Origin of the sequence: Chryseobacterium arthrosphaerae (assembly GCF_001684965.1) — a bacterium.
In the GTDB taxonomy this organism is placed as follows: domain Bacteria; phylum Bacteroidota; class Bacteroidia; order Flavobacteriales; family Weeksellaceae; genus Chryseobacterium; species Chryseobacterium arthrosphaerae.
Genome location: NZ_MAYG01000012.1, coordinates 21538 through 37207 on the forward strand (window position 1 = coordinate 21538; position 15670 = coordinate 37207).

15 protein-coding genes are annotated in these 15670 nt (G+C 37.0%); 12 read left to right on the plus strand and 3 right to left on the minus strand.

Going from position 1 to position 15670, the window contains the following annotated elements:
- The first annotated feature begins 78 nt into the window (after positions 1–78).
- The 3 genes from BBI00_RS15410 (at position 79) to BBI00_RS23585 (ending at position 3096) form a co-directional block, all read left to right on the plus strand.
- A complete protein-coding gene (locus tag BBI00_RS15410; protein WP_123902306.1) occupies positions 79–1728 on the plus strand; it encodes a tetratricopeptide repeat-containing sensor histidine kinase in 1650 nt (549 codons plus the stop codon).
- Positions 1729–1739: 11 nt separating this feature from the next.
- On the plus strand, positions 1740–2405 hold the full coding sequence (locus tag BBI00_RS15415; protein ID WP_065399781.1) for a response regulator: 666 nt from the start codon (positions 1740–1742) through the stop codon (positions 2403–2405).
- A 76-nt stretch (positions 2406–2481) separates the two neighbouring features.
- Positions 2482–3096, plus strand: coding sequence for a TM2 domain-containing protein (locus BBI00_RS23585; RefSeq protein WP_228394781.1), 615 nt, complete (start codon positions 2482–2484; stop codon positions 3094–3096).
- A gap of 645 nt (positions 3097–3741) precedes the next feature.
- On the opposite strand, the gene BBI00_RS15430 is transcribed toward BBI00_RS23585, so the two are convergent.
- The 3 genes from BBI00_RS15430 to BBI00_RS15440 all read right to left on the minus strand — a co-directional run bounded on the left by BBI00_RS15430 (position 3742) and on the right by BBI00_RS15440 (position 5635).
- On the minus strand, positions 3742–4191 hold the full coding sequence (locus BBI00_RS15430; protein WP_065399783.1) for a GNAT family N-acetyltransferase: 450 nt from the start codon (positions 4189–4191) through the stop codon (positions 3742–3744).
- Positions 4184–4807 carry a ribosome biogenesis GTP-binding protein YihA/YsxC gene (gene yihA, locus BBI00_RS15435; RefSeq protein ID WP_065399784.1) on the minus strand — a complete coding sequence of 208 codons (624 nt, stop codon included), beginning with the start codon at positions 4805–4807 and terminating at the stop codon, positions 4184–4186. The genes BBI00_RS15430 and yihA overlap by 8 nt, the downstream gene beginning before the upstream one ends.
- A gap of 66 nt (positions 4808–4873) precedes the next feature.
- Entirely contained in the window at positions 4874–5635 is a 762-nt protein-coding gene (locus BBI00_RS15440; RefSeq protein ID WP_065399785.1) for an alpha/beta fold hydrolase, read from the minus strand.
- Positions 5636–5907: 272 nt separating this feature from the next.
- On the opposite strand from BBI00_RS15440, the gene mraZ reads away from it, so the two are divergent.
- From mraZ to BBI00_RS15485, 9 genes are all read left to right on the plus strand, one after another.
- Complete coding sequence (gene mraZ / locus BBI00_RS15445) at positions 5908–6366, plus strand: division/cell wall cluster transcriptional repressor MraZ (RefSeq protein ID WP_065399786.1); 459 nt, start codon at positions 5908–5910, stop codon at positions 6364–6366.
- A 49-nt stretch (positions 6367–6415) separates the two neighbouring features.
- Complete coding sequence (gene rsmH / locus BBI00_RS15450; protein WP_065399787.1) at positions 6416–7309, plus strand: 16S rRNA (cytosine(1402)-N(4))-methyltransferase RsmH; 894 nt, start codon at positions 6416–6418, stop codon at positions 7307–7309.
- Positions 7310–7407: 98 nt separating this feature from the next.
- On the plus strand, positions 7408–7773 hold the full coding sequence (locus tag BBI00_RS15455; protein WP_002981890.1) for an FtsL-like putative cell division protein: 366 nt from the start codon (positions 7408–7410) through the stop codon (positions 7771–7773).
- Positions 7757–9748 (plus strand): penicillin-binding transpeptidase domain-containing protein, encoded by a 1992-nt coding sequence (locus BBI00_RS15460; protein ID WP_065399788.1) that lies wholly within the window; start codon positions 7757–7759, stop codon positions 9746–9748. Before BBI00_RS15455 ends, BBI00_RS15460 begins: the two co-directional genes overlap by 17 nt.
- Before the next feature lie 59 nt (positions 9749–9807).
- Positions 9808–11268 (plus strand): UDP-N-acetylmuramoyl-L-alanyl-D-glutamate--2,6-diaminopimelate ligase, encoded by a 1461-nt coding sequence (locus BBI00_RS15465; RefSeq protein ID WP_065399789.1) that lies wholly within the window; start codon positions 9808–9810, stop codon positions 11266–11268.
- Positions 11269–11308: 40 nt separating this feature from the next.
- Complete coding sequence (locus tag BBI00_RS15470; RefSeq protein ID WP_065399790.1) at positions 11309–11686, plus strand: four helix bundle protein; 378 nt, start codon at positions 11309–11311, stop codon at positions 11684–11686.
- A 44-nt stretch (positions 11687–11730) separates the two neighbouring features.
- Positions 11731–12972 (plus strand): phospho-N-acetylmuramoyl-pentapeptide-transferase, encoded by a 1242-nt coding sequence (gene mraY, locus BBI00_RS15475; protein ID WP_065399791.1) that lies wholly within the window; start codon positions 11731–11733, stop codon positions 12970–12972.
- 81 nt (positions 12973–13053) lie between these two features.
- Complete coding sequence (gene murD, locus BBI00_RS15480) at positions 13054–14391, plus strand: UDP-N-acetylmuramoyl-L-alanine--D-glutamate ligase (RefSeq protein ID WP_065399792.1); 1338 nt, start codon at positions 13054–13056, stop codon at positions 14389–14391.
- A 22-nt stretch (positions 14392–14413) separates the two neighbouring features.
- Positions 14414–15652 (plus strand): FtsW/RodA/SpoVE family cell cycle protein, encoded by a 1239-nt coding sequence (locus BBI00_RS15485; protein WP_065400391.1) that lies wholly within the window; start codon positions 14414–14416, stop codon positions 15650–15652.
- Positions 15653–15670 lie beyond the last annotated feature (18 nt).

Sequence of the window (15670 nt, forward strand, 5' to 3'; positions counted from 1 at the left end):
ACTAGTGTTTCGCTCTTTTATTAACTGTATAGGGCAGAATTACAAAATTCTTTCATAATTTTATAAAAACTCATCTTTGTGAAATCTGCCATACTCATTTTATTATCACTTTTTGGAATACTATTATCCTGTACTCACAAAAAACAAAATTCTAAATTAATAAATCAAGAATATGATAAAGCTTATGATTTTAATCTTTTAAATATCTCTGATAGTGCATACATATACTATGGTAAGGCACTTGACATATTTGAAAAAAATGAAGATAATTTTGGACAAGCAAAGTGTCTTGTAGCTATGGCTAAAATTTTAACAGAAAAAGGCAATTATTTCAAAAGTCAAGATTTTTCATTTAAAGCCAATCTGTTATTTAATAAAGAAGATACCGCTCAATATTATCACATCTCTGATAATTTCAATAATTTAGGCATGATAAATAATAATTTAAAAAAATATCATGAAGCTAAAGATTATTATAATTCTGCACTTAAATATTCAGAAGATGAAATTTCCCAAATAACAATTATAAAGAATCTTGCAACAATATATAAAGAAGAAAAGAAATATTCTCAAGCAATAAAAGCATATGACAGTATACTTCCTATCGCAAAAAGAATTAATGAAAAAGTTTATGCCAGACTTTTATCCAATCTATCAAATGTAACATGGCTAAATGATTCCAGTTATGATCCTGAACCTGTTCAATTATTAGCATTAAAAATACAGCAAAAGATTGATGATAAAATGGGCCAAAACGCTAGTTATGCTCATCTCGCAAATTACTTTAAGAACAAAGACACCCAAAAAGCTTTACTGTATGCACATACAATGTACAATGTTGCTAAAGAAGTTAAAAGTGTTGATGATGAAATAGAGGCATTGCAAAAAATTACTGCTCTTGATTCTAAAAATTATCTTACAAATTTCAATCAATATATCTCATTGAGAGATAGTGTACAAACTGCAAGAAATATTGATAACGATAAATTTGCTGCAATTGTTTATGGCGTTGAGGAAACAAAGACACAAAATGCAAAAAACAAAACACAGATTCAAAGACAGTATTTCCTCCTCGGTATATTGATTTTACTTATTATTATTACTACTATTGAATACAGAAAAAGGCAAAAAAAGCTTCAACAAGAAAAAGAAATCGAAGTAAAAAACACCCAGCTCAAACTCTCCAAAAAAGTTCATGACGTAGTAGCCAACGGCATTTATCAGGTGATGACCAAAATTGAAAATCAGGAACATTTTGATAAGGAAGAAGCACTCGACGAACTGGAATTTGTCTACGAAAAATCCAGGGATATTTCTTATGAAAAACCTGATGCTAAGGATACTGCAGAATTTAATAAAAAAATATCCGGTCTTGTTGCTTCTTTTAATAACAATATTGTAAAAACTTATCTTGCAGGAAATGATCAGAATATTTGGTACGGAGTAAATGACTCTACCCAAAACGAGATCTATCAGGTAATCCGTGAGCTGCTGGTGAATATGAAAAAGCATAGCCAGGCCAGCCTTGTAGCTTTTAAGTTTGAAAGAAAGGATGATATGATACATATTCAGTATACCGATAATGGAATTGGTATTCAGGATGAAATTTCTTACAATAATGGGTTGAGAAATACGGTTTCCCGTATTGAAATCATTCACGGACAGATTATTTTTGATACCCAAACCGAAAAGGGACTGAAGATTTATATTTCATTTCCAGCACCTTAAAAAGAAAAAAAATGTTCAAAAAAATTTTAATAGCCGAAGACCACGAAAGCAGTAGCATTTCTGTACAAAAAACATTAGAAGATCTTAATATTCCTCATGCAGACTACGTTTATTACTGTGATGATGCATTAGCCAAAATTCAGAAGTCCATCCGGGAGAAAGAGTATTATGATCTTTTGATTACCGATCTTTCTTTTGAAGAAGATCACCATGAGCAGGAGATTAAAGACGGCAAGAAACTGATTCAAGCCATCAAAGAAATACAACCTTCTCTTAAAACCATTGTATTTTCTTCTGAGCACAGATCGGGAGTGATAGATTCTCTTTTTAAAGAATATGAAATTAATGGTTTCGTACGTAAGGCAAGACATGATTCCAAAGAACTGAAAAAAGCAATAGCATCAGTCTACGAGAATAAAAACTATCTGTCTCTTGATCTGAAACAGGTGGTAAAACAACTGAACAGCTATGAATTCACAGATTATGACATTACATTGATCTCTCTGCTTGCCCAAGGAGTTCTTCAAAAAAACATTCCGGTCTATCTTCAAAACAACAATATAAAACCCAATAGTCTAAGCAGCGTAGAAAAAAGGCTGAACAGTATGAAAGAAGAACTTCAGATCACCAGTAATGAACAGCTTATTGCCTTTTGCAAAGATTTGGGGATTATTTAGAGAATTGTTTTATGGTTTCCCGTAAGGATTAGATTTTAAAGAGCGATACTTTTGGAATGTAAATAAAAATAACCATATGGCTGTATTTGCAATTCCTAATCCAAAGAAAATATTATCTGTTGACTTTCCTATTGATAAAGTTCGAGAAAGTGTAAAAAATATTTCTGTGCTGAGCTCAAAGTATAAATTCAATTCAAGTAATGAAATTTTTAATCAATACACCTATGAATCTTACGAGTTTTTAAGTCTTGGTGTTTATATAGATATCAATTTAAATTCTGTCACAGATCATAAAACTGAAATTACCATTGAAATCAGACGAAAACTAGGAACGTTTAATGAATCTCATGAGGTAACTCATGCCAATAATCATATTGTAAACATTATAAATTATATCGCACAATTAACTGCGATGACCTCTGATGAAATCAATTCTTTAAAAATAAGAGAACAAGGAACAAAAAACTTACCTATACAAATAAAAAGTAAAAAAGATAAAAATACCGCAAGTATCTTAGCTTTTTTACTTGGAGGGTTTGGTATCCACAGATTCTATTTGGGCCAAACGGTCTTGGGTTGCATATATCTTTTATTTTGCTGGACATTTATTCCTGTATTTATCGCTCTTATAGATTTCTTCATATTCATTTTTATGTCCCAAAATAAATTTGATTTAAAATATAATCACTAATCATTACCATGAGAATTATACCATATAACTAAAACAATCATTATGAAAAAACTACTATTCACAAGTCTTCTGGGACTGGGATTATTATTACCAGCAAACTTTTCTGCCACTGCAAGTAACAACTCTTCTACAAAAGAATTATCCACAAAAAAGCCTAAGAAAGGTAAGAGCAAATCGAGTAAGAAAAGTAAGTCAGGCAGGACTTATAATTCAAGATCATATTCACAAAGCAAAGGATGTACTTATAATGGCCAACAATTATATGTTGGATCCAGAGGTGGGTGTTATTACTATGCGGGAAGTAGTAAACAATATGTGGACAGATCATACTGTTCAGGCTGTAATTAAAAAAACACTTCATATATATTATATTATTAAAAGCGAAGAAAATTTCTTCGCTTTTTTGTATTTTCGAAACTCTAGATTTAAAACTAATACTATGATCCAATTTATTTTAATGTTGTTTACTCTGACATTTTCTAACAACAACGTAAGTACAATTACTACTGATTCAAAAGAACAGGAAACAATTAATATTATACGTAATGATGGACCTGTAGGAGGAAACTCCGGGCAGACACCTCCCCCATTAGTCAATCCATAATAATCTCATTAAAAAAGGTATCCCATCCAGGATACCTTTCTTTATTTTCTAATCATCTCCGTATGCGGAATATCGTCTTCCAGATATTTCTTTCCGGTATCTTCAAAGCCGAAGCCTCCATAGAATCTCAACAGATAATCCTGCGCAGAAATTCTGATTTCAGGAGTATGAAAACGGTTTTCGATCGTTTCCACGGCATATTGAATCAGTAATTTACCTAAGCTTTTACCTCTTGCCTGCTCTGTGGTAAGAACCCTTCCGATAGAAGTTTCCTCATATTTTATGCCTTTATCAAAAATACGACAGTAGGCTAAAACCTGCCCGTCTTCTTCAGCCCAGATATGGACTGCTTTCTGATCATAATTATCCAGATCCGGATAAGGACAGTTCTGCTCAATAACGAAAACATCTATACGAGCCTTCAATACAGCATACAATTCAGGAACGGTAAACTCGTCAAACGTTTTGATTTTCCAGACAATATTACTCATCGAAGCTTATATTATTATTCGTTAAGAAATCATTGGTCTTTTGTATAAAATCCAGGATCTTGTCTCCACCTTCTTTCTTTTCTGCTGAAGTGATATAAAGTTCCGGCAGATCTTCCCATGTCTTATGAAGCTCAGCCTTATAATCTTCCACATTTTTAACGATAGCCCCCGGTTTTAGCTTATCTGATTTTGTAAAGACAATTGAAAACGGGATCCCGCTTTCCCCACACCACTGGATAAACTCCAGGTCGATCTTCTGTGGGTTGTGTCTTATGTCTACCAAAACAAAAAGATTCACCAGATTCCTTCTGTTCAGAATATAATTCGTGATGAGCTTTTCAAAATCTTTTCGCTGAACCTTGGAAACCTTTGCATATCCATAACCCGGCAAATCGGTAAGATACCAGTTTTCATTCACCAGAAAATGATTGATCAGCTGGGTCTTTCCCGGGGTCTGTGAAGTTTTGGCCAGATCTTTATGATTCATCATCGCATTGATCAGGGATGACTTTCCTACATTGGATCTTCCGATAAAAGCATACTCAGGAATATTCGGGTCAGGACACTCCTGCCACTTTCCACTGCTCTTTACAAACTCTGCTGTCTTAATAACCATTTTTTTGAATGTATTTTAGAAAAATAAACCACTAAGAAAAGCTCTTAATGGTTATTTATTATGTTTTTAAACTTTATCTTTTAGCCAGCTGTACAGAATTTCATTGAATTCGTCCGGCTTTTCCATCATAGCAGCATGACCACAGTGATCAATCCAGAACAGATCTGAATTCGGGATAAACTTATGCATATCTTCCGCTACTTCCGGAGGAGTTACATTGTCCTGTTTTCCCCAGATCAGACAGGTAGGTGTTACAATCTTGGGAAGATCGTTCAGCATATTGTGTTTGATGGCACTTCTTGCCAGCATTACTGTTTTTATTCCTTTCATTCTGTCGTTGACCACGGCAAAAACTTCATCCACAAGATCTTCAGTAGCTACTTTAGGGTCATAAAAAACCTCTTCCGTTTTCTTTCTGATATAGGATCTGTCGTTCTTTCTTGGGAAACTGTCTCCGAAGGTTCTCTCATACAATCCGGAACTCCCTGTCAGAACAAGATTTTTTACCAGGTCCGGTCTGGCCAAGGTCAGGATGAGTCCTATATGTCCGCCCATCGAGTTTCCTACGATAGTGACAGGTCCTGAAATATGACTTTCTATAAACTTGATAATATATTTTGCGAGAGTGGTAAGATTCGTATTGAGTACCGGCAGATCGTAGATCGGCAGCTGAGGAACAAACACTTTGAACCCCTTATCCGAAAAAAAATCTACCATTTTATCGAAATTGCTCAATCCACCCATTAACCCGTGCAACAGCACTAATGGATGTCCTTCCCCCGCCTCTACATAGGAATATTTCTTTTCTTTTTTTGTACTAAATATCATAAATCGCCTTAATAAAGCCCTGCAAAAATACAAATTAAACCTCAAAAATATTTTGATTATCCTAATTTAAGATAAAAATAATACAATATTCCCCTTTTTAACTTTTTTTTTAAAAACCGCTTTATTATGGCTTAAATAACAGTTTTAACAAATGTCTACATATCAGCAAATTACATTCCTGAAACTCAATCTTTAATAAAACTTATTAACATTGAGTCAAAAAGTGGGAAAAAGTGGGAAATTTTGGAAATTATTATATAAATTTGTCCCAAATGAAAAATTTCATTGGAACATATGAGTGTAAAATTGACGACAAAGGCCGCTTAAAAGTTCCTTCCTCTCTGATCAAGCAGATGGAGAACTTCGACGATAAGGCGTTTGTAGTCAAAAGATCTGTGTTCCAACCTTGTCTGGAAGTCTACCCTATGAATGCATGGGATAAACTGATGGGCAAAATTAATAAACTGAACAGATTCATAAAAAAGAATGCTGATTTCATACGAATGTTTACGGCAGGAGTAAAAACAGTAGAGTTGGATAATGCGGGAAGATTACAGATCTCCAAAGACCTGACGAATTTCGCAAGCCTGCAGAAAGACATTGTGATCACCAGTGCAGGAGAACTTTTCGAGATCTGGGATAAAGATGCCTATGAAAAGGTTATTTCCACCAACGAAACTGATTTTGCAAGTCTGGCCGAAGATGTAATGGGCTCTTTCGATGAAGAATAAACTGGATCGGTTGTTAATATATAAATATTAAATAAAAACACAATTAAGCATGTATCATAACCCCGTTTTGTTGAAGCAGAGTGTTGATGATTTGGTGACGAATCCTGACGGAATATATGTGGACTGCACCTTTGGAGGCGGAGGTCACTCAAGAGAAATCCTGAGCAGACTTTCAGACAAAGGAAAACTGTTCAGCTTTGACCAGGATCTGGATGCACTTAAAAATACAATTGATGATCCCAGATTTACATTGGTGAATCAGAATTTCAGATTTCTGGAAAACTCACTGCTGATGTACGGAATCAATCAGATTGACGGTGTTTTGGCTGACCTGGGCGTTTCGTCCCATCAGTTTGACGAGGCAGACAGAGGATTCTCTACCAGAAGCAATGCTCCTCTGGACATGAGAATGAATGTGATGCAGAATCTGGATGCAAAAAGAGTGATCAATGAATATGGAGAGGAAGAACTTGCAGACATCTTTTACCACTACGGAGAATTAAGGGAAGCAAGAAAACTGGCCAGAGAGATTGTTCACCACAGGAAAACAAAAAGCATAGAGACCACTGAGGATCTGAAAAAGCTTTTCAGCTATATTCCGCCTCACAAAGTGAATAAATTCTATGCCCAGCTCTTCCAGGCCGTGAGAATTGAAGTCAACCAGGAACTGGAGGTATTAAAAGAAATGCTGGTTCAGGCTTATAATGTTTTAAAACCGGAAGGAAGACTGGTAGTGATTTCTTACCATTCTTTAGAAGACCGTCTTGTAAAAAGATTCCTGAAAAACGGAATGTTCGAAGGAGAACCGGAAAGAGATATCTACGGAAATTATAAAAAAGCATTCGAACTGGTAAAGAGTAAAGCGATCATTCCTGATGATAAGGAAATCGAAGAAAACTCAAGAGCAAGAAGTGCTAAAATGAGAACAGGAATAAAAGTTTAAAAGTGAATGTATCAATCATCAAAAGTGAATTATTTCACAGCACACAATTGATCATTGACACAAAGTAAGTTCACTGCGAAGCAAACTGACATAATAAATTGGCAAAGAGAACAACAAATCGCCCCCAGAAAAGACTCACTTTTATAGACATTATAAAAGGAAACTTTCTGAATCGTGATGAGATCAAAATACATTACAAGTATTTCCTCCTGTTGTTTGTCCTGATGATGGCCATGATTTATACCAACCATCTCGTCAATAAAAAAATTAAAATTGTTAACGCCTTAAAGGAAGAAACAGAAGAATACAAATCGAGAAATGCTTACGCCCAGAGTAAGCTGATCAAAGTAAAAATGGAATCAGAGCTGGGGAAAGAGGTCGCCCGGGATTCATTGATGACCCTGGAAAACCACCCTCACAAATTGCTAATAAAACTGGACAGTACAGATGCAAAAGCAAAATGAATACGACAATAAACGTAAAAAAACGTTACGATGGGGCTACCTCTTTGCAGTGGTAGCTTTGTGCGTGTTTGTAATGTTCTTGGCAAGGATTGTTATCCTTCAGAATACCAACGTTCAGGAGATCAAAGACGATTACATCAATAAAAACTACCGGGAGGCTACTTTAAAAGCGGCCCGCGGGAACCTGTTTGCTTCTGACGGTTCCATTCTCGCCACCACCGTAATGCGCTATGACATCTATCTGGATTTCAAAACAATGAAAGATACGGTGTACACCAATAATATCGGAGCTCTTACTGATTCTTTAAGCAAAATGTTCGGGAAACCAAGAAGTGAATTCAGACAGAAGTTTGACGAACAGAAGAAAAAGAAAAACCAGTATTACACGCTGGTAAAAGGACTTGATTTTGACCAATATGACAGGATAAGAAAATTTCCGATCTTCAAAAGAGGTAAAAATAAAGGAGGTTTCATCGTAGACAGAAACTATAAAAGAGAACTGGCCACTTCAGAAATCGGAGCCGGAACCATCGGAATGGACAACGGAGAGCTTAAGTCCGGTCTTGAAGGAGCATTCTCAAAATACCTGACAGGAACTGACGGGAAAAGACTGGAACAGAGAATCAACTCTTCCCAATGGAAACCGATCGACTTCTGGAAAGTTCAGGAACCTGTAGATGGAGAAGACGTTTATACAACCTTAGACCTTAGAATTCAGGATATTGCCCATTCCGCACTGGAGAAGCAGCTTACTCATTATGAAGCAAAACATGGCACCGTAATCGTCATGGAAGTTGAAACAGGAAAAGTACGTGCACTGGTGAATTTAAGAAGAACAGAATCAGGAGATTATGAAGACTCTTACAACTATGCATTAAAAGATAATATCGAGCCGGGATCTACGTTTAAAACCATTTCGTTGTTAGCAGCCATGGATGACGGATTCATCGATGAGAATACAACCGTAAATGTAGGAAACGGAGTCTGGACTTACGCAAAACAGAGAATCTCTGACGGACACGGCGGCGGAACTTATGACATCAGTGATGTTTTAGCCAAATCCAGTAACGTGGGAACCGCTAAACTTATTACTAAGTATTATGCTGAAAAGCCGCAGATCTTCCTTGACCATCTGAAACGCTGGAAACTGTTTGATAAAATGGATATCGAGCTTCCCGGAATTACGAAACCAAAAATCGTAACCCCGGAAAATAAAAGATGGAATGCCGCAACATTAGCCTCCATCTCTTATGGATACTCTTCAAACATCAACCTATTACAGCTGACCACATTCTACAATGGAGTTGCCAATGGTGGAAAAATGCTGAAACCGCTTTTCATTGACAAAATCCTGAAGGACGGAAAGGTAATGTATCAGTCAAAACCTGAAGTGCTCGTGAATAAGATGGCGTCAGAAAAAGCCATTAAAATGATGACCAGCGCCCTGACCAAAGCCGTAGAAAAAGGAACCGGACGAAGCATCTTCACCCCGAACCTGAAAATGGCCGGCAAAACAGGAACCGCAAGATTTGAATACTGGCTTCCCGGGCCTATGAAGTACAGAGCCTCATTCGCTGGATTCTATCCTGCAGATGCACCGAAGTACACCTGTTATGTAATGATAAGTGAACCCAATACATCAATAGGGTTTTATGGAGGACCTGTTTCAGCACCTGTATTTAAGGAAATCGCAGGAAAAACATTCCTGAAAACACCTCAGAATATTGAAAAAGAAATGCTGGTAGACAAAAAGGTAAACCTTAGTAAAATGGTGGAGCCTAACGTCAAAGTGGCGGTAAATGATAAACAGATGCCTAATGTCGTAGGATTAATCGGTAAAAACGTGATCCCGCAATTGGAAAACTTAGGGTACCGTGTCGATTATAAAGGAGTGGGAAGAATCAAAGAACAGTTCCCGCTGGAAGGCACTACGATCAGCAAGAATCAGAGAATATATTTATCTCTGCAGAATTAGAAAAAACCAGTTCCGAAGGGACGATTTAAAAAAGATAGGATAAAGTCCTGTTGATAAAAATGATTATAACAGAATTAGTAAACAGAATTCCGGTAGTAGAAATCCACGGTGACAACAACCGTGAAGTAAGCGAACTGGTATTCGACAGCAGAAAAGTTACAGAAAACTCTCTTTACATCGCTATAAGAGGTACAGTAGTGGACGGGCATTCGTTCATTGCATCTTCCATTGAAAAAGGAGCAACCACAATTGTTTGTGAAGAATTCCCTGAAACACTGGCAGAACACGTTACTTATATCAAAGTTAAAGACTCCGCTAAAGCATTGGGGCATCTTGCTTCTAACTTCTATGGAAATCCGTCTAGAAAATTAAAACTGATCGGAGTTACAGGAACAAACGGAAAAACCTCTGTTTCTACTCTTCTTTTTGATGTTTTCAGAAATTTAGGATATGATTCTGCTCTGTTATCAACCGTTGAAATCAGAATTGGAGAAGAAATTATTCCGGCAACCCACACCACTCCGGATGTAATTACCATCAACAAAATATTGGCGGAAGCAGTGGAGAAAGGATGCGAATTTGCTTTCATGGAAGTAAGTTCTCACGGAATCGCTCAAAACAGAATTGAGGGCCTTCATTTCAAAGTAGCAGGCTTTACCAACCTTACCCATGATCATTTAGATTATCATAAAACCTTCGAAGAATATCTGAAAACGAAAAAAAGATTCTTCGATGAGCTTGAAGATACCGCTATTGCCATCACCAATGTAGATGATAAGAACGGCAATGTCATGCTTCAGAACACTAAGGCAAAAAAGAAGTCTTATGCTTTGAAAACAATGGCAGACTACCACGGAAAATTATTGGAAGTGGATTTCAACGGTATGCTGCTGAACTTCAACGGAAAAGAATTCTGGACGACACTGACAGGAAAGTTCAATGTGTACAATCTATTGCTTGTATTCGGAATTGCTGCTGAACTCGGTTTTGAACAGGATGAAATTCTTCAGGCTGTCAGCAAATTAAAAAGAGTGAACGGAAGATTTGAAACATTCAAATCGGATGGTGGAATTTTCTTTATCGTAGACTACGCCCACACTCCGGATGCTTTAGAAAACATCCTGGACAGCATCAACGATATCAGAACAAAAAATGAGAGACTGATCACCGTTTTCGGTTGCGGAGGAGACAGAGACCACTCCAAAAGACCGGAAATGGGAAATATTGCCACTAAAAAATCAACATTGGCAATCATCACATCAGATAACCCGAGAACAGAAGACCCGGGACAGATTATCAAAGAAATTGAAGCAGGAGTTGAACCACAAAACTTCAGCAAATACACTTCAATTCCGGATAGAAAAGAAGCCATCAAAATGGCCATCAGGTTCGCAGAACCCAAAGATATTGTTTTAGTTGCCGGAAAAGGCCACGAAACGTATCAGGAGATCAATGGTGTAAAACATCATTTTGACGACAAAGAAGTGATTAATGAGCTTTGGAAATTAATGTCCAAATAGATTAAAGATTAAACTCATTTAAAAATTTAAAAATTTGATAATGACGAAGAATTTTGAAGATTTCCCGGTATATATCAAAAGTTTAGATCTTATTCAAAAAGTGTATGAGTTTCTTCAAAATCCAGGTTTTAAAAAAGAATTTGAATTTAATAACCAGATAAAAAGAGCGAGTTTTTCAATTAGCAACAATATTGCGGAAGGCTCAGAATATAATAATAACAGACAATTTATTAGATATTTAAAAATTGCAAAAGGCAGCTGTGCAGAAGTAAAAAGTATGCTGATTGTAAGTAAAAGATTAAAATTAGGTGACGAAAATAAAGCTGAAGAAATCATTACCCTTTCAAGAGAATTTTCTTCAAACATATCAAACTTTATTAAGTATTTAAGTGAAAATATTGAGAAGCCCAATCTTTAAATCTTTAAATAAATTAAATTTTTAAATAATAAAAAAACAGAAACATGCTATACTATCTATACGAATATCTGACCAGCCATGGCATCCATGTTCCGGGATTAGGAATGTTGAAATACATTTCCTTCCGTGCCGGGATGGCAGTATTGCTCTCACTGATCATTGCTCTTGTTTACGGAAAAAGAGTGATCAACTACCTGAGAACAAAACAAATGGGAGAACTGGTACGTGACCTTGGACTTGATGGGCAGAAACAGAAAGAAGGAACTCCTACCATGGGAGGACTCATCATCATTCTGGCAACCATTATTCCGGTATTGCTGTTTACAAGAATTACCAATGTATATATTGTCCTGCTGCTGGTTTCAATGTTCTGGATGGGAGCTATTGGTTTCCTTGATGATTATTTAAAGAAAATCAAAAAAAATAAAGACGGCTTAAGTGGGAAATTCAAAATCGTAGGCCAGGTAGGATTAGGGTTAATTGTAGGAGTTACAATGTATTTCCACCCGGACATTACAGTAAAAAGAAAATATGCAGATGCCAAAGTGGTGAACAGAAACAATGTGGAGCAGAACTTCATGCCTACAGAAAAAATTACGGTTTCCACCGTTCCTTTTGCAAAGAATAATGAATTCGACTATAGCGGAATTTTATTCTGGATGAACGATAAAGATGCCCATGAGTGGGCATGGATTGTCTTTATCCCTATTGTAATTTTCATTGTAACAGCCGTTTCGAACGGAGCCAATATTACCGACGGGATTGATGGCCTCGCAGCAGGAACCAGTGCCATTATACTGCTCACGCTGGCCCTTTTCGCTTACCTTTCCGGGAACATCATCTTTGCAGATTACCTCAATATCATGTTCCTTCCGAATATGGGAGAAACCACCATATTTGCAGTAGCCATGGTAGGTGCCGTTATAGGCTTCTTCTGGTACAATACCTATCCTGCACAGGTTTTCATGGGAGATACCGGAAGCTTAATGCTGGGAGGGGTAATTGCCGTTTTAGCTATTATTTTAAGAAAAGAATTACTGATTCCCGTGTTATGCGGAATCTTCCTGATTGAAAACCTTTCTGTAATGCTTCAGGTGATTGTTTTCAAATACAGAAAAAGAAAATACGGGTTGGAATATGCCCAAAACAACAGACTTTTTAAAATGTCCCCGTTACACCACCATTATCAGAAAGAAGGCTTTCACGAAAGTAAAATCGTGAACAGGATGATCATCATCGGCGTAATACTGGCAATTGTATGTCTGATCACATTAAAAATGAGATAAAAAATCAATTTAAAAATTAAAAGATTCAAACATTGAACATTTTTTAATCGTTAAATCTTTTAATCATTAAATCAAAATAATATGAAAATAGTTGTTTTAGGAGGTGGAGAAAGCGGATGCGGTGCTGCTTATTTGGCTAAAAAGAAAGGTCTGGAAGTATTTCTTTCAGATAAAGGAGCCATTAAGGATAACTATAAGCAGTTTCTTACCGATAATGAAATTGAATTTGAAGAGGGAAACCACGATGAAGAAAGAATTTTAAATGCAGACTGGATCGTAAAAAGCCCGGGAATTCCGAAAAAGGCAGAAATCATCCATAAAATTCATGACAAAGGAATAAGACTTTCCTCTGAAATTGAATTTGCCTCAGAATTTACAGATGCCAAGATCATTGCCATTACCGGAAGCAACGGAAAAACAACAACAACCTCACTGATCTACTATATCCTTAAAAATGACGGATTGAATGTAGGTTTGGGCGGAAATATCGGGTATAGTTTTGCCAGACAGGTTGCTGATGAAAACCATGAATATTATGTACTGGAAGTAAGCTCTTTCCAGTTGGATGATATTCAGAACTTCAGACCGTATATTTCTTTATTGTTAAATCTGTCTCAGGATCACCTGGATCAGTACAATTACAACTATGAAGAATATGCGCTGGCAAAATTCAGAATCACTGAAAATCAGGAAAACGACAATTTCTTCATCTATAACAAAGATGATGAAATGAGCAAAAACCTTCTCGAAAAACTTGAGATAAAAGCGAAAATGATCCCTTTCTCTACAAAAGAAAAACTGTCTGAGGGAGGTTACATGGAAGATGATAAAATTGTGGTGAAAGTGAAAGATGAGTTCTCAATGAAAGTTGATGAATTATCCCTTCTCGGAAACCATAATGTAGCCAATAGCCTGGCCGCTTCCATAGCAGGTAAAATACTGAAGATCAACAATGAAAGTATCAGACATTCATTAATGACCTTCCAGGCCGTAGAACACAGATTGGAATTTGTAACTGAAATTGACAGTGTAAAATACATCAACGACAGTAAAGCGACCAACGTGAACGCCACCTATTATGCTTTAGAGAGCATGAAAACTCCAACCGTATGGATCGTTGGAGGACTGGATAAAGGTAATGACTACACCGAAATTGAAGATTTAGTCAAAAGAAAAGTAAAGGCAATTGTATGCCTTGGGGTTGACAACAAAAAGATCATAGATTTCTTTAAAGACAAAAAAGAGTTTATTTATGATACTTCAAGCATGGAAGAAGCCGTGAAAATTTCAAAATCACTGGCCAAAAAAGGAGACACCGTTCTTCTCTCACCATGCTGCGCAAGCTTTGATTTATTCAAAAGCTATGAAGACAGAGGACGCCAGTTTAAAGAACAGGTATTAAAAGCCAATGGCCATTAGCCGGAAGCCAATAGCATTACATATGGACGAACAGAACACAGAAAGCAGATTTGAATTTCTAAAGGGCGATAAAGTACTTTGGATGGTCATTCTTGTGATCTCCATTTTCTCTATTTTCCCTGTTTACTCTGCAAGTTCAAATCTCGAATACATTGTCAATAACGGGACCACTACAGGCCACGTTATCAAACATATGTTCTTTGTAGTCTTAGGATTAGCCATTATGAGACTTGTAGGAACTATAAAATATGAATACATCGGAAAACTCAGCAGTATACTGCTCGGGTTAATGATTGTTCTGTTGATAGTTACCATGTTTACCGGTCAGACCATTGACGGGGCCAGTGCTTCCCGATGGCTGAAAATCCCGGGAACACCCATTTCATTCCAGCCATCATCATTTGCCTTCCTGATGCTGATCATCTACCTGTGCAGATACCTGACCAAAAAGATCACACGAGAAAGACTGCCTATAGAGAATATTATGTATATTTTCGGGCCAATCCTTCTTGTATTTGTATTGGTGGCAAAAGATAACGGTTCTACGGCATTAATGATCCTTATGGTTTCAGTGATCGTCCTCATTATCGGTCAGCTTCACTGGAAATACATTGCAGGATTTATTTCCGCCTCTTTTGTTGCCATTGTCCTCTTCCTTCTGATTGCACTGAATACCAATATGATCGGCGGAAACCGTGTCCACACATGGATGAGCCGTATAGAAACCTTTACCTCCAGCAAAGCCAAAACGGCAGACGTTGATGACGAAAGCGTAAAAGCCAAAAATTATCAGGTAATGCAGGCAAAAGCAGCCATCGTACACGGTGGGATTACCGGAATGGGACCAGGAAAAAGTGCATTGAAACAAATGCTTCCACAATCCGCCTCCGACTTTATCTTCGCTGTTATTGTAGAGGAATATGGAGTAATAGGAGCCGCATTCCTGATCAGTTTATACCTGATCATGATGATACGGATTGTCATGATCGCCAGTAAAATGCCGGCGTTCTTCGGATCATTGCTCGTGCTCAGCCTCGGAGTCATGATCTTTATACAGTTATCCGTCAACATCGCTGTGGCAGTCAATCTGATCCCGGTAACAGGGCAGCCGCTGCCTCTGATAAGCTACGGGGGAACCTCCATGCTGGTCACCTACCTGCAGCTGGGAATTATTTTAAATATAAGCTCAAGAATTCAGATCTATGATGAAGAAGGAATGGGCAAAAAACAAAGTATAGCAGAAATAAACGATATCGCATAAACCAAAGAGTCCCAAAGG